18 protein-coding genes are annotated in these 18775 nt (G+C 32.7%); 4 read left to right on the top strand and 14 right to left on the bottom strand.

What is annotated here, in order from left to right; translation table 11 throughout:
• Positions 1 to 168: 168 nt before the first annotated feature.
• Entirely contained in the window at positions 169 to 1440 is a 1272-nt protein-coding gene (locus AC1DY0_RS15300; protein ID WP_477189449.1) for a tetratricopeptide repeat protein, read from the bottom strand.
• A gap of 380 nt (positions 1441 to 1820) precedes the next feature.
• On the opposite strand from AC1DY0_RS15300, the gene lpxK reads away from it, so the two are divergent.
• Complete coding sequence (lpxK, locus tag AC1DY0_RS15295) at positions 1821 to 2846, top strand: tetraacyldisaccharide 4'-kinase (RefSeq protein ID WP_477189448.1); 1026 nt, start codon at positions 1821 to 1823, stop codon at positions 2844 to 2846.
• The gene (locus AC1DY0_RS15290) at positions 2818 to 3630 is read left to right on the top strand and encodes a purine-nucleoside phosphorylase (RefSeq protein WP_477189447.1); all 813 of its coding nucleotides are present in this window, start codon (positions 2818 to 2820) and stop codon (positions 3628 to 3630) included. Before lpxK ends, AC1DY0_RS15290 begins: the two co-directional genes overlap by 29 nt.
• On the opposite strand, the gene AC1DY0_RS15285 is transcribed toward AC1DY0_RS15290, so the two are convergent.
• The 3 genes from AC1DY0_RS15285 to lipA are packed head-to-tail and all read right to left on the bottom strand — an operon-like array spanning position 3627 to position 7742.
• Positions 3627 to 5807, bottom strand: coding sequence for a tetratricopeptide repeat-containing hybrid sensor histidine kinase/response regulator (locus AC1DY0_RS15285; protein ID WP_477189446.1), 2181 nt, complete (start codon positions 5805 to 5807; stop codon positions 3627 to 3629). The two genes, AC1DY0_RS15290 and AC1DY0_RS15285, sit on opposite strands and share 4 nt — an antisense overlap.
• A complete protein-coding gene (gene gap / locus AC1DY0_RS15280) occupies positions 5804 to 6820 on the bottom strand; it encodes a type I glyceraldehyde-3-phosphate dehydrogenase (protein WP_477189445.1) in 1017 nt (338 codons plus the stop codon). Before gap ends, AC1DY0_RS15285 begins: the two co-directional genes overlap by 4 nt.
• A 52-nt stretch (positions 6821 to 6872) precedes the next feature.
• Positions 6873 to 7742 carry a lipoyl synthase gene (gene lipA / locus AC1DY0_RS15275; RefSeq protein ID WP_477189444.1) on the bottom strand — a complete coding sequence of 290 codons (870 nt, stop codon included), beginning with the start codon at positions 7740 to 7742 and terminating at the stop codon, positions 6873 to 6875.
• 245 nt (positions 7743 to 7987) lie between these two features.
• On the opposite strand from lipA, the gene AC1DY0_RS15270 reads away from it, so the two are divergent.
• Positions 7988 to 8848 carry a M48 family metalloprotease gene (locus AC1DY0_RS15270; protein WP_477189443.1) on the top strand — a complete coding sequence of 287 codons (861 nt, stop codon included), beginning with the start codon at positions 7988 to 7990 and terminating at the stop codon, positions 8846 to 8848.
• 75 nt (positions 8849 to 8923) lie between these two features.
• On the opposite strand, the gene AC1DY0_RS15265 is transcribed toward AC1DY0_RS15270, so the two are convergent.
• The 10 genes from AC1DY0_RS15265 to AC1DY0_RS15220 all read right to left on the bottom strand — a co-directional run bounded on the left by AC1DY0_RS15265 (position 8924) and on the right by AC1DY0_RS15220 (position 17572).
• Positions 8924 to 9751 carry an energy transducer TonB gene (locus AC1DY0_RS15265; RefSeq protein ID WP_477189442.1) on the bottom strand — a complete coding sequence of 276 codons (828 nt, stop codon included), beginning with the start codon at positions 9749 to 9751 and terminating at the stop codon, positions 8924 to 8926.
• 278 nt (positions 9752 to 10029) lie between these two features.
• Positions 10030 to 10581: an RNA polymerase sigma factor gene (locus AC1DY0_RS15260; RefSeq protein ID WP_477189441.1), complete on the bottom strand. Its 552-nt coding sequence runs from the start codon at positions 10579 to 10581 to the stop codon at positions 10030 to 10032.
• Positions 10572 to 11678: a glycosyltransferase gene (locus AC1DY0_RS15255; RefSeq protein ID WP_477189466.1), complete on the bottom strand. Its 1107-nt coding sequence runs from the start codon at positions 11676 to 11678 to the stop codon at positions 10572 to 10574. The genes AC1DY0_RS15260 and AC1DY0_RS15255 overlap by 10 nt, the downstream gene beginning before the upstream one ends.
• A gap of 76 nt (positions 11679 to 11754) precedes the next feature.
• Positions 11755 to 12369, bottom strand: a complete 615-nt coding sequence (locus AC1DY0_RS15250) for an FMN-binding negative transcriptional regulator (RefSeq protein ID WP_477189440.1) — start codon at positions 12367 to 12369, stop codon at positions 11755 to 11757.
• An 11-nt stretch (positions 12370 to 12380) separates the two neighbouring features.
• Positions 12381 to 12827 (bottom strand): GNAT family N-acetyltransferase, encoded by a 447-nt coding sequence (locus AC1DY0_RS15245; protein ID WP_477189439.1) that lies wholly within the window; start codon positions 12825 to 12827, stop codon positions 12381 to 12383.
• Positions 12828 to 12839: 12 nt separating this feature from the next.
• Complete coding sequence (gene murB / locus AC1DY0_RS15240; RefSeq protein ID WP_477189438.1) at positions 12840 to 13853, bottom strand: UDP-N-acetylmuramate dehydrogenase; 1014 nt, start codon at positions 13851 to 13853, stop codon at positions 12840 to 12842.
• Between the two features lie 34 nt (positions 13854 to 13887).
• Positions 13888 to 14559 (bottom strand): DUF2461 domain-containing protein, encoded by a 672-nt coding sequence (locus tag AC1DY0_RS15235; RefSeq protein WP_477189437.1) that lies wholly within the window; start codon positions 14557 to 14559, stop codon positions 13888 to 13890.
• A 7-nt stretch (positions 14560 to 14566) separates the two neighbouring features.
• Complete coding sequence (locus AC1DY0_RS15230; RefSeq protein WP_477189436.1) at positions 14567 to 15265, bottom strand: thioredoxin domain-containing protein; 699 nt, start codon at positions 15263 to 15265, stop codon at positions 14567 to 14569.
• A 261-nt stretch (positions 15266 to 15526) separates the two neighbouring features.
• Entirely contained in the window at positions 15527 to 16606 is a 1080-nt protein-coding gene (gene recF / locus AC1DY0_RS15225) for a DNA replication/repair protein RecF (RefSeq protein ID WP_477189435.1), read from the bottom strand.
• A gap of 198 nt (positions 16607 to 16804) precedes the next feature.
• Positions 16805 to 17572: an N-acetylmuramoyl-L-alanine amidase family protein gene (locus AC1DY0_RS15220; RefSeq protein ID WP_477189434.1), complete on the bottom strand. Its 768-nt coding sequence runs from the start codon at positions 17570 to 17572 to the stop codon at positions 16805 to 16807.
• Positions 17573 to 17942: 370 nt separating this feature from the next.
• Between AC1DY0_RS15220 and AC1DY0_RS15215 the strand changes: the two genes are divergently transcribed.
• Entirely contained in the window at positions 17943 to 18722 is a 780-nt protein-coding gene (locus AC1DY0_RS15215) for a tetratricopeptide repeat protein (protein WP_477189433.1), read from the top strand.
• Positions 18723 to 18775 lie beyond the last annotated feature (53 nt).

Raw genomic sequence — 18775 nt, 5'->3', positions numbered from 1 at the left:
ATTTTTAATAATTTCCGTTCAAAGATAAAATATTATCCATTCCTAAAATGAATTTATTGTGAAAAAAAAATGATCCACTAGCCATTTTGTAAGCTCTTTTTTTTGATGTTTAACAGTATTAATTTTTTTCTCAGATTAATAAAATACAAATATTCTAAAAATTATCTCTTAGTATAGTTTTGCTTTTAATTCTTTATATTCAGCAGTCATTTCTAATGCATTATAAACACTCAAAAGGCTTTTGGAAGTATCTTCATCTTCGGGATTAATTTCAATTACTTTTTGGAGATAAGGAATTGCTTTTTTATAAACATTATCTCTTTTTCCTTTTAAAGTTTCATATTTTTTCATTTCTCCAGGAGATGTGCCTAGTTTATCCATCTCTTCATTTATAGTCTCAACTTCATCCAGTTTTAGAAAGGATAGATTTATATAAGCATTGATATATTTAGGATTAAGCGTGATTGCTTTCAAATAAAAATTTTCAGCATCGGTTGTGTTTTTGGCTTTAGCGCTAAGAACTCCTAAATTATAAACTAAATCGACATCATTTTGATTTTTTTTCAAAATGGGTTCTATTGTTTTTTTAAACGACTCATAGTCTTTGTTTTCTATATATAGATCGGCTTCTGCCAAAGCCAAAGAAATGTCTTCAGGATTTTTTAATCTAGCGTCATAAATTACTTTTTTGGCTTTTTCCCGATCTCCTTTTTGTACATAAAGCAAAGCCAAGTTTTTATAAATCTCCCCTCTTTTGGAAATTCTTTTTTCTGTTCGGGGTTTTTCATGGGTACCGGCTTGAATAGACAAATTCCTGTCATATTCCGTTGAAAAATTTTCTTCAGTTTTTGTTATTCTGTTTGTTGCAAAATAATTGGTACCAATTCCGGAAAAGTTAAGAGCTTTTAGTGTTTCATAATGTTGAAGAGCGGTAGCGTAATCTTTTCCATTTACAAATGCAGATGCTGAATTAAATAAATTAATAGTGTCTTTTGTATCAGTTAAATAAGCTTCATATCGTTCATTAGCACTGTCAATATATTTTTTTTCCTTAAAATCATTTGCAGCTATATTTATTAATTTCTCTTTAATATTTTTAAAAGAACTTTGGATTTGACCAGTATATCTTCTTTTTCCTGACTCTGATTCTATTTTGATCGTTTCTCTATACGATTTTGTTGCTAAAACTAAGTTTTTGCCTTCGTCTGTTTTTTTTTCAGCTAATCCTAAATAGGAACTTCCCTGTATAAAATAATATTGAGCTCTTTCTTCATCTATAGAGTTGTAAACCTGATATTCAATGCTTTTTAAAATGGCGATTGCATTCTGCGGATTGCCGCTGTTCATCTCTTTTTCAGCTTCTTTTATTTTTTCTTTTTGCGCTTGAATAGTTCCAGTAAACAATAATAAGATTAAAACAGTAAAGTAGTTTTTTTTCATAATGTGATAATTGTAGGTTAAACAAATTTGGTTTTTGGACTGTGTTTAATGTATCAATTATGTTATTTTTTTGTTTAAATTTATTTAAATAACATGGTTTTTTAACAAAAATAGAATTAAAAATGAACTGATTAAGTGGTTTTGGGTAGAATTTTATGTCGGATAAACAGATTTCAGAAAACGATAAAAAACGATATGTTAATTTATGGTTATCACAATTCGAAAGCCCTTTTTTTGTTAAAAAATAATGCGATAAAAGGATCTTATTTTTTGAAGTTTAAAGTTTAAAGTTTATCTGTTTGAATGTTAAATTGGTGAAAAAAGATTTTTAGGTTTGTAATTGCTTTCGCTACTATTATAAAATGTTTTACTTTCGTAAAATGAATTTACTGCGAAAGATATTGTTCCCATTCGCCATTATGTATGGCTTTATTACGAGTATTCGGAATTTACTTTTCGATACAGGAATTTTAAAATCCTATTCTTTTGATTTGCCCGTTATTGCAGTGGGAAATCTAAGTGTAGGTGGAACGGGAAAGACTCCTCAAATAGAATACTTAATTAGATTACTTTCGAATAAATATAAAGTGGCTACTTTAAGTAGAGGTTATAAAAGACAATCCGAAGGGTTTGTTTTGGCTACTTCAAATTCAAATGCTTTAGAATTGGGTGATGAGCCATTTCAGTTTTATCAAAAATTCAAAAACATTCAGGTGGCTGTAGACGCTAATCGAAAGAATGGAATCGAGCAGTTGCTTTCCAATTCGGATTCTCCAGAAATTATTTTATTGGATGATGCTTTTCAACATCGAAAGGTAAAAGCGGGATTCTATATTATGCTTACTTCTTATGGAGATTTGTATTGTAATGATTTTATGTTGCCTACAGGGAATTTACGGGAGAGTAGAAGTGGAGTTCAAAGAGCGAATATTGTCATTGTTACAAAATGTCCTTCAAACCTTTCTTATGATGCTCAAAATACCATAAAAAAACAACTGAATCTGTCTCCAAATCAAAGTTTGTTCTTTACCTTTATTAACTATGATGATGTCATTTATTCCGATGATAAAACGATAAAAGTTGCTGAAGTGAAAAGTATTGATAAGATACTTTTGGCAGGGATTGCAAAGCCTGAATCGTTTTTTACTTATTTAAAAAAAGACAATGACGACTGCATGACTTTTCCCGATCATCATAATTTTAGCGAAAGCGAACTAGAAGAGATTAAGAAAAAAGCAGGTAACAAGATTATTGTAACAACCGAAAAAGATTATGTACGTTTGAAAGGAAGCATTTTGAGTGAACAGCTTTATTTTTTGCCTATAAAAAGTTTGTTTCTTTCTGATGGTGATAATTTTGACAAAAATATTTTGAATTATGTGGGACAAAGTACAAGAAACCGTTAGTTATATAAAAGGAAAAATAAATTTCTCTCCAGAATTTGGAGTGATTTTAGGATCTGGATTGGGTGGATTTACTGATGACATTATAATTGAATATACATTGTCGTATGAGGAAATTCCAAATTTTCCCATTTCGACAGTTCAAGGACATAAAGGAGCATTGGTTTTTGGGACTATTGGTAGTAAAAAAGTAGTTGCCATGCAAGGACGTTTTCATTTTTACGAAGGATATTCCATGAAAGAAGTCACTTTTCCTGTTCGCGTGATGAAGTATTTGGGCGTTGAAAAGTTAATAGTCTCCAACGCTTCTGGAGGTGTAAATCCTAATTACAAAGTGGGTTCTATTGTGATTATCAAAGATCATATCAATTTTATGCCGGAACATCCTTTACGAGGGAAAAATGATGAACGTTTTGGCCCAAGGTTTGTGAATATGAGTCAACCGTATTCAATTGAAATGATTGCTAAGGCAAAAGCAATAGCACAAGAATTAAGCATTGAAGTTCATGATGGAATTTATTTTGGATTGCAAGGACCAACATTTGAAACCTTATCCGAATATAGAATGGTTAAGATTTTAGGTGCTGATTGTGTAGGGATGTCTACGGTTCCAGAGGTAATTGTTGCTCGTCATATGGAATTGGAAACGTTTGGTGTTTCTATTATCACTGATATGGGTGATGAGGAAAGTATACTAACCATTTCGCATGATGAGGTTTTGGAAGCAGCAAAAAATGCTGAACCTGATTTGCGTAGGCTTATCAAGGAATTGATTGTAAGGAATTAAGAATTAATTATGTTTTGTGCAATTATGGTATAAAAATCTTCTGCTACAAATGGTTTTGTGATTACATCTGTCATGCCGTAAGAAAGTAACATTTCCCTGTTTTCATTTAATGAAATGGCTGTTAGGGCAAGTATAGGAGTTTTGGTGTCAAACTCTCTAATTTGTTGTGTTGCAATAGTTCCGTTGATTCCCAATAAGTGAACATCCATTAAAACCATGTCGAATGCCTTGTTTTTTAAAAGTTGAATAGCCTCTTCACCATTGTCCAAAATGGTGCATTTCATTGCCTTATTTGTCAACATTTTTTGGGTAATCATTTGGTTGATTTTGTTGTCTTCAACCACTAATATTTTTTTGTCTTTGAAGATTTCTGGATTGTAGTTTTTGGTAACAACTTTATTTTGAATAGGTTTGATGTCTACTTTGAAATTCAATTCAAAAGAGAAAGTCGAGCCTTCTCCAACAATACTTTTTAATCTTATCCGTCCACCCAGAATACGAACCAGTTTTTTTACAATGGTTAATCCTAATCCAGTACCTCCAAATTTTCTATTGATTTCTACTGAACCTTGTGAAAAACTTTCGAAAACTGTTTTTAATTTATCTTCCGGAATTCCAATACCTGTATCAATAATTTGGAAAAAGATGGTAGCGTTGTTGTTTTGATAGTTTCTTAATCGGGCAAGAACACTAACTGTTCCATTATTGGTAAATTTTAGTGCATTATTGATTAAATTCATGAAAATTTGAGACAATTTAGTGGGGTCTCCTATTAAATTTTCAGGTATTGTTGAATCTATTTTGAGAATGAATTTGTTGTTGTTTATGGTGGCAATTTCTTTGAGCGAGTTTTGGATATCTCCCAATAATTGTTTGAGATTAAAATTAATATACTCAATTTCTAATTTATTGGATTCTATTTTATTTATTTCTAAGATATCATTGATGAAGGTAGTTAGGTAGTTGCCAGAAAATTTTAATGAAGACAAATAATGCATCTGCGATTTTTTTGGGCGCTCTTCTAATAATAGGTGAGTAATGCCGTTGATGGCATTCAGTGGCGTTCGAAGTTCATGACTTACTGTAGATAGAAATTCAGATCTTGCTTTGGAAGCCTCTTCGGCTTTGTTCTTGGCTGCAATCAATTCATTGTTTTTTTCTTTCAATAATGAATTGGTTTGATTGCGAATTATGTTGTTTTTGTAAAGAGATAAACTCAAAAGGGATAGAATTGAAATGATTGCAATTGCTAAAATACTGATAAGTTTAGAAAATTTATCAGCTTTTTCTTTTTCCCTATTTTCTTTTTCAAGTAATAATTCTTCTTGTTTTCGCTGGGATTCTTTAAAAGTCTCATAATCGTTAATACCTAGTTTTTCTTCATTTGCAAGCACAATGCTTTCTTTTAGATTCAAATGTTTTTTTAAGTAGGTGTAAGCAGTAGATTTGTCAAGTAATTTGTCGTAAACTGTACTTAAAGCCAGTAAAATGTTAGACTTTTGATTTAAGTTTTTAGTTTCTTTATTTAATTCTAAAGCTCGATTGAAGTAATTCAAAGCCAAGTTGTATCTTTTGTCGGTGGCTTCAATCGTTCCCATTTGATAAAGGGCTTCAGCTTTTGAATTTGTTAAAAGAGGACTGTCTGGTTTTGCAATGATGTCGTTGAAAAGAATTGAGGCCAAAGTTGTATCTCCCCTCGTTTTTGAAAGCACTCCTTTTTGGAGTCTGATTAGATCTGCTTTATCCTTTATTTTTAATTTTTTTTGAATTTCTTCAGTTTTGAGAATAGAGCTTTCAGCTAGGATATAATTTTTTTTCTCTATGCAAGACAAGCTTATATAATAGTAGGCTTTAGCGACTTTGTCGTTGGGTTCTTTAGAAATACTGTTAAATAATACAATGCTTTTGCTGAATAATTCTACGGCATCATTGTGAAGATTTAAGTCAAAATATATTTTACCTAAGCTGAATGTTTGAGCAGCTTCTGCTTCAATATTTTTATTTCTTTTGCAATAATTTATTGATTTTTGAGTGTATGATAAAGCTTCTTTATAATTATTGTTTTTGATGTTCTCGGTTGCTAATTTGGAGTAATAACTAACGCTGTCTACTTTGTTTCCAATTTGTGAATGGAGTAGTGAGTGAAAAAAAACAATAAATAATAAAAAGTATTTCATGTTTGATGGTATTTTTTACTATTGTTTAGTAATAAAATCAGATCTATGATTCTGGAGGAATATCCAATTTCATTATCATACCAACCTACTACTTTTACCATTTTGTCGATTACAGAAGTAAGTTGAGAATCAAATATACATGAATTTTTATTGCCAATTACATCTACAGACACAATAGGGTCGTCTGTATACTCTAAAATCCCTTTTAAATTGGTTTGAGAGGCCAGCTTAAAAGCGTTGTTTATCTCTTCTATGGTGACTGTTTGTTTTACATTAAAAGTAATATCAGTCAAAGACCCATCGGGTACAGGGACTCGAATTCCGCAACCACCCATTTTGCCATCCAGTGAAGTGAAAATTTTAGTCAATGCTTTTGCTGCACCAGTTGTTGTTGGAACAATGGATTGACTTGCTCCTCTTGCTCTGCGCAAATCTTTATGAGGTTGATCGTGTAAACTTTGATCGGTAGTGAAAGAGTGTATAGTAGTAATGTAGGCTTGTTCAATTCCGCAAAGCTCTTCAATCACTTTTATCATTGGCGCAGCATTATTGGTGGTGCAACTGGCATTGGATATAATGGTTTCTGTGCCGTCAAGAATGGATTCATTAACCCCTAAAACAACAGTTTTTATATTATCTACTTCTGATGGGGCTGAAAGAATTACTCTTTTTGCACCTGCTAAAACATGTGCATTTATCTCTTCAAAAGTTTTATATTTACCGGTAGATTCTACAACAAAGTCAATATCAATACTTTTCCAGTCTAGGTTTGGAATGTTTTTTTCGTGGAAAAATAAAAAGTGTTTCCCATCAACCACAATTCCCTTTTCGTCGTGGCAAACTGTAACAGGTAAAACACCGTGAATACTGTCGTATTTCACTAAATGGGACATTGTTTTTTTGTCAGCAATGTCATTTATGGCAACTACTTCTATACTGGGATGGTTTAAAAGCAAGCGAAATAAATTTCGCCCGATTCTTCCAAAACCATTAATAGCAATTCTTGTTTTCAAGCTTATTTGTTTAAGCGGTTAATCGGTTAAACGATTAACCGATTAAACTTTATTATAATATGTGTTTTTGTGCTTTGTAAGAAGATCGAACCAATGGGCCACTTTCAACATGACGGAAACCTAACTCCAAACCGTATTTTTCATATTTCGCAAATTGATCCGGTGTTATGAATTCTTTTACAGGAAGGTGTTTTTTACTAGGTTGTAAATATTGACCAATAGTAACAATGTCAACATTGGCTGCACGTAAATCACGCATTGTTTGAAAAACTTCTTCTTCTTGCTCGCCAAGGCCTAGCATAATTCCAGATTTGGTTCTGTTGATCCCTTTTTCTTTTAGGTACCTCAAAACTTCCAGACTTCGGTCGTATTTGGCTTGTATGCGTACTTCGCGAGTTAGTCTTCTAACGGTTTCCACATTATGTGAAACTACTTCGGGATTGGCTTCTACGATACGGTCAATATTTCTTTCGATACCTTGGAAATCAGGAATTAGAGTTTCTAGGGTAGTGTTTGGATTCATTCTGCGAATGGCTTTTACAGTTTCAATCCATATGATTGAACCACCATCTTTTAAATCATCTCTGTCAACGCTAGTAATTACTGCATGTTTGATGTTCATGATTTTGATAGAACGAGCCACTTTTTCAGGTTCATCCCAATCTACAGTTTCTGGTCTTCCTGTTTTTACACCACAAAAACCGCAAGAACGTGTACATACATTTCCTAAAATCATAAATGTTGCAGTTCCTTCTCCCCAGCATTCTCCCATATTTGGGCAGCTTCCGGAAGTACAAATAGTATTGAGGCTATATTTATCTACCAAACCACGAAGTTCAGTGTATTTTTGTCCTATTGGGAGTTTTACCTTTAACCATTTTGGTTTCCCAACAGGTAATGTGTTATCTAAAACAGTTTCCATATTTCAATTTTCAGAGTACAAAGATAAGCAATGTAGTTTTAGAATTCGAGCTCTCTATTTGTGAATTTTGAGAAAACTTGTTTGGTTATCAAGCCGATTTTTAGATTTTCACATTAAAAAGTGTTTTTTTTAAATAAATTTAATTTAGGGGTTTATAGTGTTAAATTTTGAATATTAAAATAAAACAGGATTTTGTAGTTTTAAAGTTGTAGTATATTTGCACTTTAAAACAAATAAAATAAAAGATGAATACAAAAACATTATTATTAGGTGCTTTTTCAATATTGTTTGGGTTGTCTACAGCGCAAGCACAAATTAATTTTGGAGAAAGAGCATTGGGTGCTGTTCAAAAAGGAATGACGGGATTTACTTTTACCGATGCAGATGCAGCTGCTTTGTCTAAACCTGCAGTTGATAAAATGGATGCTGAAAATAAAGTGGCAGGACCAACAGATCCTTATGCCATTCGTTTAGCTAAAGTTTTTGGGAAATATACAAAAGGGGAGTTTTACACCTTGAATTATAAAGTGTATCTTACTAAAGACATCAACGCTTTTGCAACAGCAGATGGTAGTGTGCGTGTTTTTTCGGGTTTGATGGATGTAATGGATGATAACGAATTAATAGCGGTAATTGGTCATGAAATTGGTCACGTTAATAATCATGATTCTAGAGATGCTATGAAAGCTTTGTATCAAAAAGAAGCTTTGATTGATGCTGCAGCTTCACAATCTACTAAAGTGGCTGCTGTAACCGATAGTCAATTGGCTAAAATTGGTAGTGCAATGATTGACAGTAAATACAGTCGTAAACAAGAATCGGAAGCCGATTTGTTTGCTTATGAATTTATGAAAAAAAATGGGTATGATGTAAATGCTGAGGAATCTGCATTTAGAATATTGGCTAAAATGAGTGAAGGTGCTCAAAGCTCGTTTATTGATCAAATGATGAGTTCTCATCCTGATTCTAGTTTAAGAGCGGATGAAGCCAAAGCAAGGGCTGAGAAAGATGGTTTGTATAAACTTTATGTAAAAAAGCCTGCTGTGACAGCTCCTGTAAAGAAAACAACAACCAAAAAGAAGAAAACTACTAAAAAGAAAAAATAAATTTTCATACTGGAGTTTAATTAAAAAGAGAAAGCCGAACTTTTGAAGTTCGGCTTTCTCTTTTTAATTTAAAGCCTAATTAGGCTGGATGGTAATTGGTAGATTATAGGAAGTTCTAACCGCTTTGCCTTCAAACATACCTGGAGACCATTTAGTTTTTAAGGATTTTAAAACACGAATAGCTTCAGCTCCTAAACCATAACCAGGGTCTTTTAAAACTTTTATATCCGTCATGCTTCCATCTTTTTCTATAACAAAAGAAACACTTACTCGAATTGCATTTTCGCTTTCTAATTCTGGTTTTTCAAAATTATTACCAACATAAGTGTAGAACTTTTTGATTCCACCAGGAAATTCGGGCATTTTATCAACCACATTGCTTGATAGAATGGTGGTATCAGTAATGCCAGGAGTGCTTGCGACAGCAGTACCAGTTGAAGGAGTTGTTCCTACTCCTGAACTAACTATTCCTGATGTATTATCACTTGGATTGTTTTTGAGGTCAATGTTGGTTGCAATATCTTTTGGTGTTGCTGCTTCAGCATGAACAATCTCCGGATTTATAAGTTGTGCATTGGTATTGATATTCTCTGTAATTGGATTCTTAATTTCGGGAATAACAACTTCTTCAACTTTTGTTTCAGGTAGTACATAAGGATCGATATCCACAACTACAATTGGAGGTAAGTCTGGAACTAATGATGGAATCCGGTGTTCTGGATTTAGATAATTATAAACCATTGGTATACTAATGGCCGCAGTCAAAAGTGATACTCCCATAAAGAGTGCAAAAAAGGATGTCTTAGTGTTTTCTTGGCGTAAATGATACGCACCGTACTCTTTGTTTCTGTTTTCGAATACAAGGTTAATCCAGCTAGTTTCGAAGATGTTTGATTTAGACATAATTCATGGATTTAATGGTTAAGTAATAATTAAATCATAAGCTAAAGTAGTTTTAGTTTCTAACGCAAATAACAGGAATTTTAGTATATGTAAATGTGATTATTATTTAATAAAGTTGTTAAATGAATGTTGTTGTGAGTAAATATAGAAAAATTTACTGAATATAATCGTAATTATTTAACAAATTAAGTTCTGTTAATGTAATTAAGTTTTGGAGATTTTAATATAGCTGGGTAGTGTGTTTTCCGAGTATTGTTTAGTAAGATCTTTTAATGAAATTATCGTCTGTTTTGGATAATTTCTGAAAGTAATTTTTTGGCACGAAGCAATTTGATCTTTACATTGCTCAAAGGCTCGCCTATTTTATTGGCAATTTCCTGATAACTCATTTCCTGAAAATAACGCAACTGAATCACTTCTTGATAATGCGGTTTCAATTCTTTGATGAATTGTAATAGTTGTGAAAGATTTTGTTCGGTAATCAATACATCTTCTGCCGATGGAGTAGTGTCGGCAACATTATAAGCTGTTTGGTCTTGTTCATCAGTGATTTCGATAAAAAGACTCGATTTTTTTTTACGAATTAAATCGATATGCACATTCTTGGCAATAGAAATCAACCAGGTGTTGAATTGAAATTCGGAGTTATATGTGGCTATTTTGTCAAATGCCTTGGAGAATGTTTCTATGGTAATGTCTTCGGCAGTAGTTTCGTTTTCAGTGCGTTTTAGCATAAAACCATATACCTCATTCCAATAGTAATCTAACAGAAAAGTAAAGGCAACTTGATTTCCTTTTTTTGCTTTTTCTATTTGCTTGCTTATTTCCAATTCGCAGGTTTTGAGAAGATGTTGGTTATAAAGATATTAATTTGAGTGAATATAAGTATAATTTCTATAATAGGATACCAATACATCACATCTTTTTCTTTTAATTTTCCAGCTGCAAATCCAGTAACTATCCAAGTAATTAAATATCGAGATCCAATAAGGCTCAATACTAATATCCATTGAAACTGAAAAGCTAACAATAAAATTGGCAATAATAGAAACAACAATTGGGAACTAAAGAAAAGTCCTAGTTGTATTTTATCAAATGTTTTATAATGTTTGGCAGTGGCAACATGTCTTCTTTTTTGAATAAACCAATCTTGGAAAGTGGTTTTTGGAGCCGAGTATGTAAAACTATCAGGAGTATAACTAATTGTAGTATTATCTGAGTCCGCGGCTTGATTGATGAATAAATCGTCGTCACCCGAACGAATTTGTATATGATCGATAAAACCGTTCACGTTGAAAAATTCTTCTTTTTTGTAAGCTAAATTACGGCCAACTCCCATGTATGGTTTGCCTATTTTTGCCCAAGAAAAATATTGGGTTGCGGTAAGTAAAGTTTCGTATCGGATTATTTTATTCAAAAAGGAATTGGCTATTTTTTCATAACCTCCATAACCTAAAACAATAGTTTTTTGTTTTGTGAATTGGGAGCTCATAGCAGTTATCCAATCTTTCGTAGTTGGATAACAATCAGCATCAGTAAATAACAAGTATTCTTTTTTTGCAGCTTTGATTCCCAGTGTTAATGCGTATTTTTTGTTACCCCAAAAAGCTTCGTTGTTTTTTACTTTAACCAAACGAATATTAGGGTACTGTTTTTCAAATTCTTCAAAAATGTCCAAAGTATTATCTCTCGAAGCATCGTCAATTAAAACGATTTCAAAATCTGGATAATTTTGTTCGGCCAATAAAGGAATGTATTTAATGATATTTTCTTCTTCGTTTTTCGCACAAACAATTACAGAAATTGGAATGTTTTTAGGTTCAATTTCCTGTGCTCTGGCAAAAGAAAATTTTGCAAAAACTACTAAATAATAAAAAAGTTGAATGACAACTATTGCAATAAAAAAATATAAAGTAAAGGTTAGCATCATTTGTATTTTTTGGCTTTTAAAAACGATTGCAAATGTAATTAGCAATTGTCAATTATCAATGTAAAATCAGTAATTACTTTCTATTTTCAGCCATTTCTTTTGCTACAGCCATGGATTGAGGGTTTTCTGTTTTTTCTAATTCGGAAATAATATTCGAATAATTTTTGTCATCTCGGTTTTGCGACATTTTAGTTTGTGCCTGAATTTCTTCTATTTTAATTTCAAAAGCTACTATTCCTCTGGTTTGCATCATTGTTTTCTTTGATAAATCTGCCACTCGAACTGGACATTTGGAATTTTGCTCATATTTGTCCACCAGTTTGGTTAAGGAATCAATTACGGCATCTCCTTCAATGATTTTTATTTTTCCATAAACATGAACTGCCGAATAATTCCAAGTGGGTACATTCTCGTGGTCGTACCAAGAAGAAGAAATATAAGCGTGAGGTCCCGTGAATACTGCAAGAACTTGATCATTCGAGTCAAAGGCGGTCCACTGCGGATTTTCTTTTGAAATATGCCCCATCAAAACTTCTTCGCCTTCTTTGTTGATTTCTAGCTCTAATGGAATGTGGGTTGCCCATAATTTCCCGTTAGTTTGATTAATGAGTAGACCAAAAGCATTTGCATTTAGAAAGGTTCTGATAGCTTCTTTATCTTCGTTTTTATATAAATCTGGAATGTGCATTTTTTATAGATTTAAAGTGTTTTTTGAAAACAAACAGCGTCTAAGCGGTTTACATATTTACCGTAGTTTGGAATTTTTATATAATTTGATTTCAAGTAAAATGAACAAGCTTCTTCGTTTTTTACCCTTGTTTCTAAAACTAGCTTTTCATAATCCAGCTCTTTTGCTTTTGTTTCCAAAAAAGATAAAATAGATTGTCCAATATTTTTTCTAGGATATTTGGCAAACATTCGTTTTACTTCTCCTCTTTTTTCTGAGAGCGGTCTAATGGCTCCACATCCAACAATTTCGGCATTTAATTCGGCTATTACAAATACAAATTTAGGATTGTTGTATTCCCAATCTGTAAAAGAGTTTTTGCCGTCGCTTCCAAAACGGTCATAAAGATTCTGCGATAATTCCTCTATTATAGCATAAGCGTTAGGATTATTTGGATTTGAAATTTTAATTGCCAACATTTATTTTTGAATTTATATTATATTCACTTCAGCTTCGATGTGTATGCCAAATGTATTGAAAACTGTGTCTTGAACAGTTTTGGAAACATCTAAAATTTCTTGACCTGTTGCACCTCCATAATTCACTAAAACTAATGCTTGGTTTTTATGAATTCCGGCATCTCCAAAACGTTTTCCTTTCAAACCTGCATGCTCAATAAGCCAACCCGCAGGAACTTTGACTTCCGTTTCTGAAATGTCAAAGAATCTCATCTCTGGAAAATTTTGATGGATTTTCTTAAAATCAGATTTTAAAAGAATTGGATTTTTGAAAAAACTACCACTATTTCCTAATTCGGCAGGATCGGGTAATTTACTTTTTCTAATGGCAATTACTGCATTACTCACGTCTTTTAAACCGGGAGTTGTAATATTGTTTTTGGCTAATTCGGCGGTGATGTCTCCGTACGAAATATTTATTTTATGATTTTGTTTTGTTAGTTTAAAAACAACAGAAGTTATAATGTATTGGTCTTTTACCTCGTGTTTGAAAATGCTTTCTCGGTATCCAAAATTACATTCTTCTTTAGTAAAAGTCCTTATTTCCTGATTTTCGATATTGACCGCTTCGCAGGAAACAAAAGTATCTTTTATTTCAGTACCATAAGCACCTATATTTTGCACTGGTGTTGTGCCAACATTCCCTGGAATAAGTGACATGTTTTCGAGTCCGCCAAAGTTTTGTTCAATTGCCCAAAGCACAAATTGATGCCAGTTTTCACCTGCTTGACTTTCGACCCAAACATAATCGGCATCTTCTTTCAGTATTTTTTTTCCTTTTAAATCAATATGGATTACGAGAGCTTCGATGTTTTTTGTCAAAAGCATATTGCTTCCGCCTCCAAGAATAAATTTCTTTTGGTTTTTGTTTTGTTCCAAAATGCTTTTCAATTCAGATACACTGTGAACGGCAACAAATTGTTCGGCTTTGGCTTCAATGCCAAATGTATTGTAGTTTTTTAAAGAAAAATTATTTAAAATCTCCATAAAGAATTGTAATTAAGAGTGTTTTGCTTTGGATTTATTCCGAATATAAAGCTCTGTCGATAAAATTATTAAAAGGTTTCAATGCCATCATTTTTTCCACCATTATCGAAACGAAATCTTTTTGAGTCACCAATTTAGTATCGAAAGGTTGAGTGGCCGTAAAGCTTTTCAGTTTCAAGTATTCAACGGATGGATCTTCTTTATCGTAACCTTTTGGCGGATTTTTCAAAGTTGAATTTTCGTCCCTGTTCAGATTTTGATAAATGGATTGGAATTTTTTGTCGTTTATAATTTCGACCAAATCATCATAAAAAAAGTGAATTTCTTTTCTGATTTTCTGAAGTTGATCTGGTTGTGGGCAATATATTCCACCTCCAACAAAACATTTTCCGTTTTCTATATGGAGATAATAACCTGAAGCTTCAGTGTGTTTGGAACCTGCAGATATCCAAATACCCAAATTTGTTTTGTAGGGTGATTTGTCTTTGGCAAATCGAACGTCACGATTGATTCTAAAAACACAGTTTTTGACTTCCAACATTTCTAATGAAGGGTCAAGCGGTTTAAGTGCGTCAAGAAAAGCAGCAACCAATTGATGGTAGTCTTTCTTTACGGTTTCATAGCGTTTTTTGTTTTCAAGAAACCAATCGCGATTGTTGTTGGCTTTTAAATCTTCGAGGAATTGTAAGGTATCTTTTGAGAGCATAGACCGTTTATTGTAATTGGTTTTTTAAATCCTCTTCACTAGTGAATCCTGATTTTTGCCATTTTATTACTTTATTTTCATACAATACTAAAGTAGGAAGTTCACTGATTTTCAATTCCTGCATAATGGTTTTATTCTCGTCAGCATTTAACCTGATGATAACGACTTTGTCTCCCATTTCTTTTTGCATTTTTAGGATATAAGGTTCCATTTTTTTGCAGGGAGCACACCAAGGGGCATAAAAATTGACTAATACTTTCTTGTCGGATTTTAATAATTCGGCATATTCCTGAGGGCAAACACCAATGATTTTAGTATCGGGTTTTGCTAAACCCGCAGCTTCCCATTTTAGCATTCCGCCGTCAAGGTTGTAAACAGTTGTAAAGCCCAATTCGGCTAATTTTTCGGAAGCTTTGATACTTCTTCCTCCACTTTTACAATAAACAAAAACAGGTTTTGTTTTGTCGTACTTGTCGGTTCTTAAAACAAAACTCTCACTGAGAAAGTTTACATTGTCTGAGTTTTCGATATGTCCTGTTGCATATTCCTCGGGTGTGCGAACATCTAGGATTTGGGCATTTGGAGTTGCTTTTATTTTCTCTGAATACGAAGCAACATCAATAGTTTTAACATTAGGTGACGTTTGTCCATTGCAGGAAAATATGATAAAGGATATAAGGAATAAATAAAGAGGTTTGAAGTTCATTTGATTTTTGAATTATATATTGGTGTAAAATTAAGCAATTTGAAATTATTCAACTCATAGGGATAGGTTAAAAGTGATTCGTTATTCTGATTGTCAAAAAAACATATTATTTACAGATTTCCTGCAAGGTTTTTTTCAAACCTTGTAGGTATGAAATGAAGATAATGGTAAGTTTTTGAATTTTGATAATCAATTATAAAAAATACCTACAAGGTCAAAAAAAAAGACCTTGCAGGATTGTCGGTAGTCATTAAATAATAGTTACAAATTGAAAATAGTATAACTCTGAAGCGTCGATTTTACGATTGCTTCTGTGCGTTCGGGATGTGTGTCTGATATAAAAAGTTGTCCAAAGGTGTCGTTGTTGACCATTTCAATGATTTTGGATACTCGATTTTCGTCTAATTTATCGAAGATATCATCAAAAAGCAGGATGGGTTTTACGCCACTTTGTTTTTTTAGGAATTCAAATTGTGCGAGTTTCAATGCGATTAAAAAAGATTTTTGCTGTCCTTGTGAACCAAATTTCTTGATTGGATAATTATCGATTTCAAAAGAGAGGTCGTCTTTATGGATACCCACACTGGTGTATTGCAGCATTCTGTCTTTGTTGATGCTTTGCTGTAAAAGCGTCAATAAATCATTTTCGAATAAATGACTTTCATAAATCAATTGCACGGATTCCTGCGAACCTGTTATGTTGTGATGATGAAAGTTGAAAATAGGAACGAATTCGGCAATGAAAGCTTTTCTTTTTTCGAAAATGGATTGGCCAAATTCGGTTAGTTGCTCATTATATATAGATAAGGTATCATTATCATACGTATGGTTCAGTGCAAAATACTTCAGCAAAGCATTGCGCTGACTCATTACTTTTTGATATTGGATGAGTTGTTGTAGATAGTGCGGATCCAATTGGGATATCACGCTGTCCATAAATTTTCTTCGGGTTTCGCTTCCTTCCACGATTAAATCTCTGTCGGCTGGAGAAATAATCACCAACGGAATGAACCCGATGTGGTCTGAAAATTTATCGTAAGCTTTTCCGTTGCGTTTCAGTATTTTTTTTTGACCTTTTTTGAGACTGCAGACAATTTGTTCAGTTCTTTCGTTTTTTTCAAATTCGGCGTCAATTACAAAAAACTCTTCGCCGTGTTTGATATTTTGAACTGCCAATGGATTGAAATAACTTTTTCCATACGACAAATGATAGATGGCATCTAATACATTGGTTTTTCCGATGCCGTTTTTGCCTACAAAACAATTTATTTTGCTGTCAAATTCGAAATTGGCTTCGGAAAAATTTTTGTAATTGAATAAGGATATTTTTTTTAAATACATCTGAAGGTCTTGCTGGAATTGTTGACTTTGAAACCTTTTTTTGGAACGGTTTCTAAGAGGGTGCAAATTATTGAAAAATATCGATATAAAGGATGTGGATTTGTGTTTTTGGTTTTTTTTGAATCTGGTTCAATATGTGTTATCGAGTTTCTTTAAGTATTTGTTAAGTTTTTCTTCAAGAGTTTCTGCTCTGCCATCTCAAAAATTTTCATTCTTATAACTTATGATAGCATTCGCAATTGCTTTTGCAATATCGTTTTGTCCATCTTCAGATTCTAGTATGCTCACATCAGTTTGGTTAGAAATAAATCCTATCTCTATTAAAACTCCTGGCATTGTAGTAGCATCCAAAACCCATAGCGGTTCTTGTTTAATTCCTCTTGATTTTATGGTTATAGAATTTGAAAAATTAGTCTGTATTTTAGTAGCAAGATCAATACTACTCGTTAAATTACTTTCTTGTACGATTTGTAATCCTATTAATGTTTCCGGTTTGTTTGGATCAAACCCTTTATATGTTTTCTGGTAATTATCTTCTAAAAAGATTACGGAGTTTTCCGCTTTGGAAACTTCTAAATTCATATTTGCTCTTGACATACCCATTACATAAGTCTCGCTTCCGTTTCCAATCGGACTTCTGTTTGCATTACAATGAATTGAAACAAATAAATTTGCATTAGCCCGATTGGCAATTTTTGCCCTTTCTCTAAGTTCAATAAACTCGTCGGTTTGGCGAGTGTATATTAAAGTAATATTTGGATTTTGTTCTAATATTTTGCCTACTTTCAATGTAACTGCCAAGGTTAAGTCTTTTTCTTTATTGCCAAAATACTTGGCCCCATCATCTTTACCGCCATGACCCGCATCTAAAGTAACTTTGAAATTATCGGATTGTCCATAAGTATCGATCATTGATAGCATTGTTAAAAATGCGAATGCAATTTTTATGTTTTTTGAAATACTCATCTAATAGTTAATTTAAAGATTACAAATCTGTGCTGTTGGGTGCAAATTATTGAAAAATATCGATATAAAGGATGGGAATTTGTGTTTTCGTTTTTTTACTACGTCCGTTCGCTCGCGTGAGGGATAGAAGCTAGCTACCGAAGTAGCGTGGATAGCCCGACAGCAGCTAGGAAAAAGGGCCCTGACGACAAAGTGAATAGCCCTTTTTTCTAGCTGGTGGCACGCCCTGATTATTCGGATATTAGGGGGTGTTTTTTCAGTGAAAATAAGGGATTAAAAATATTTTTCTAAATTTTAATATAAAATTCATTTTTTTTACGTGCATTAGAATAAAAATTTTATTTTTGCCGTTCACTAAATTAAATTTTAAATGGCTACTTACAGTAAAAGAGGATATAAAACACCAAAAGAAAAGGAAGTTAAAGACGATGCAGTTGAAAATGTAATGATTGACGAAAAAGACAGTGCTACTGCTGAGGTTTTTTCAAAATTAGACGAAACAGCTTCTAAAACAGAAGACTGGGTTGCTAAAAATCAAAAAATTATTATTGGGGTTGTTGGTGCTATTACATTGGTAACTGTTGGATATTTTGCTTATCAAAAATTTATCGCTAATCCTAAAGAAGATGATGCTGCTAACGAAATGTTTGTTGCACAATCTAACTTTGAAAAAGCGACTAACGGTGTTGCAAGTGATTCATTGTACAAATTATCATTGAATGGATCTGAAGGTAAATTTGGATTTGTAAAAATAGCTGATGAATATTCTGGTACAGCTGCTGGAAATTTGGCTAACTATTATGCTGGAATCGCTTACTTGAATACAGGTAAATATGATGAGGCTATCAATTATTTAGGTAAATTCAGTTCAAGTGATTTAATGTTGAGCGCTTTGGCAAAAGGAGCTATCGGAGATGCTTACTCTCAAAAAAATCAACCAAAAGAAGCTTTGGAGAACTATATTAAAGCGGTTGAAGCTAGCAAAAATGATTTCACAACTCCACGTTTCTTGATGAAAGCAGGTAAAGTTGCTTTGGCTTTAGGAAATAAAGCGGATGCTTTGAAATATTTTACAGATATTAAAGAAAATTATGAAAACGCTCCTGAAGCTGCTACAGTGGATGGTTTGATAGGTTTGTCACAAGAATAGAAAGATTAAGATTATTGATTTAAGATTATTGATTTTTGATTTCAAAACTCTAT

This window comes from Flavobacterium sp. P1_E4, assembly GCF_056405915.1.
This window is presented reverse-complemented; position numbering and strand designations above follow the sequence as displayed.

Excerpts from the sequence above, each read along its gene's own strand:
- AC1DY0_RS15215 (WP_477189433.1), top strand. The coding sequence starts at position 17,943 with ATGGCTACTTACAGTAAAAGAGGATATAAAACACCAAAAGAAAAGGAA.
- lipA (WP_477189444.1), bottom strand. The coding sequence starts at position 7,742 with ATGGAAACTGTTTTAGATAACACATTACCTGTTGGGAAACCAAAATGG.
- AC1DY0_RS15250 (WP_477189440.1), bottom strand. The coding sequence starts at position 12,369 with ATGCACATTCCAGATTTATATAAAAACGAAGATAAAGAAGCTATCAGA.
- AC1DY0_RS15220 (WP_477189434.1), bottom strand. The coding sequence starts at position 17,572 with ATGAGTATTTCAAAAAACATAAAAATTGCATTCGCATTTTTAACAATG.
- AC1DY0_RS15290 (WP_477189447.1), top strand. The coding sequence starts at position 2,818 with ATGTGGGACAAAGTACAAGAAACCGTTAGTTATATAAAAGGAAAAATA.
- recF (WP_477189435.1), bottom strand. The coding sequence starts at position 16,606 with ATGTATTTAAAAAAAATATCCTTATTCAATTACAAAAATTTTTCCGAA.
- AC1DY0_RS15285 (WP_477189446.1), bottom strand. The coding sequence starts at position 5,807 with ATGAAATACTTTTTATTATTTATTGTTTTTTTTCACTCACTACTCCAT.
- AC1DY0_RS15235 (WP_477189437.1), bottom strand. The coding sequence starts at position 14,559 with ATGCTCTCAAAAGATACCTTACAATTCCTCGAAGATTTAAAAGCCAAC.
- AC1DY0_RS15265 (WP_477189442.1), bottom strand. The coding sequence starts at position 9,751 with ATGTCTAAATCAAACATCTTCGAAACTAGCTGGATTAACCTTGTATTC.
- AC1DY0_RS15300 (WP_477189449.1), bottom strand. The coding sequence starts at position 1,440 with ATGAAAAAAAACTACTTTACTGTTTTAATCTTATTATTGTTTACTGGA.
- AC1DY0_RS15255 (WP_477189466.1), bottom strand. The coding sequence starts at position 11,678 with ATGCTAACCTTTACTTTATATTTTTTTATTGCAATAGTTGTCATTCAA.
- AC1DY0_RS15270 (WP_477189443.1), top strand. The coding sequence starts at position 7,988 with ATGAATACAAAAACATTATTATTAGGTGCTTTTTCAATATTGTTTGGG.
- murB (WP_477189438.1), bottom strand. The coding sequence starts at position 13,853 with ATGGAGATTTTAAATAATTTTTCTTTAAAAAACTACAATACATTTGGC.
- lpxK (WP_477189448.1), top strand. The coding sequence starts at position 1,821 with ATGAATTTACTGCGAAAGATATTGTTCCCATTCGCCATTATGTATGGC.
- AC1DY0_RS15245 (WP_477189439.1), bottom strand. The coding sequence starts at position 12,827 with ATGTTGGCAATTAAAATTTCAAATCCAAATAATCCTAACGCTTATGCT.
- AC1DY0_RS15230 (WP_477189436.1), bottom strand. The coding sequence starts at position 15,265 with ATGAACTTCAAACCTCTTTATTTATTCCTTATATCCTTTATCATATTT.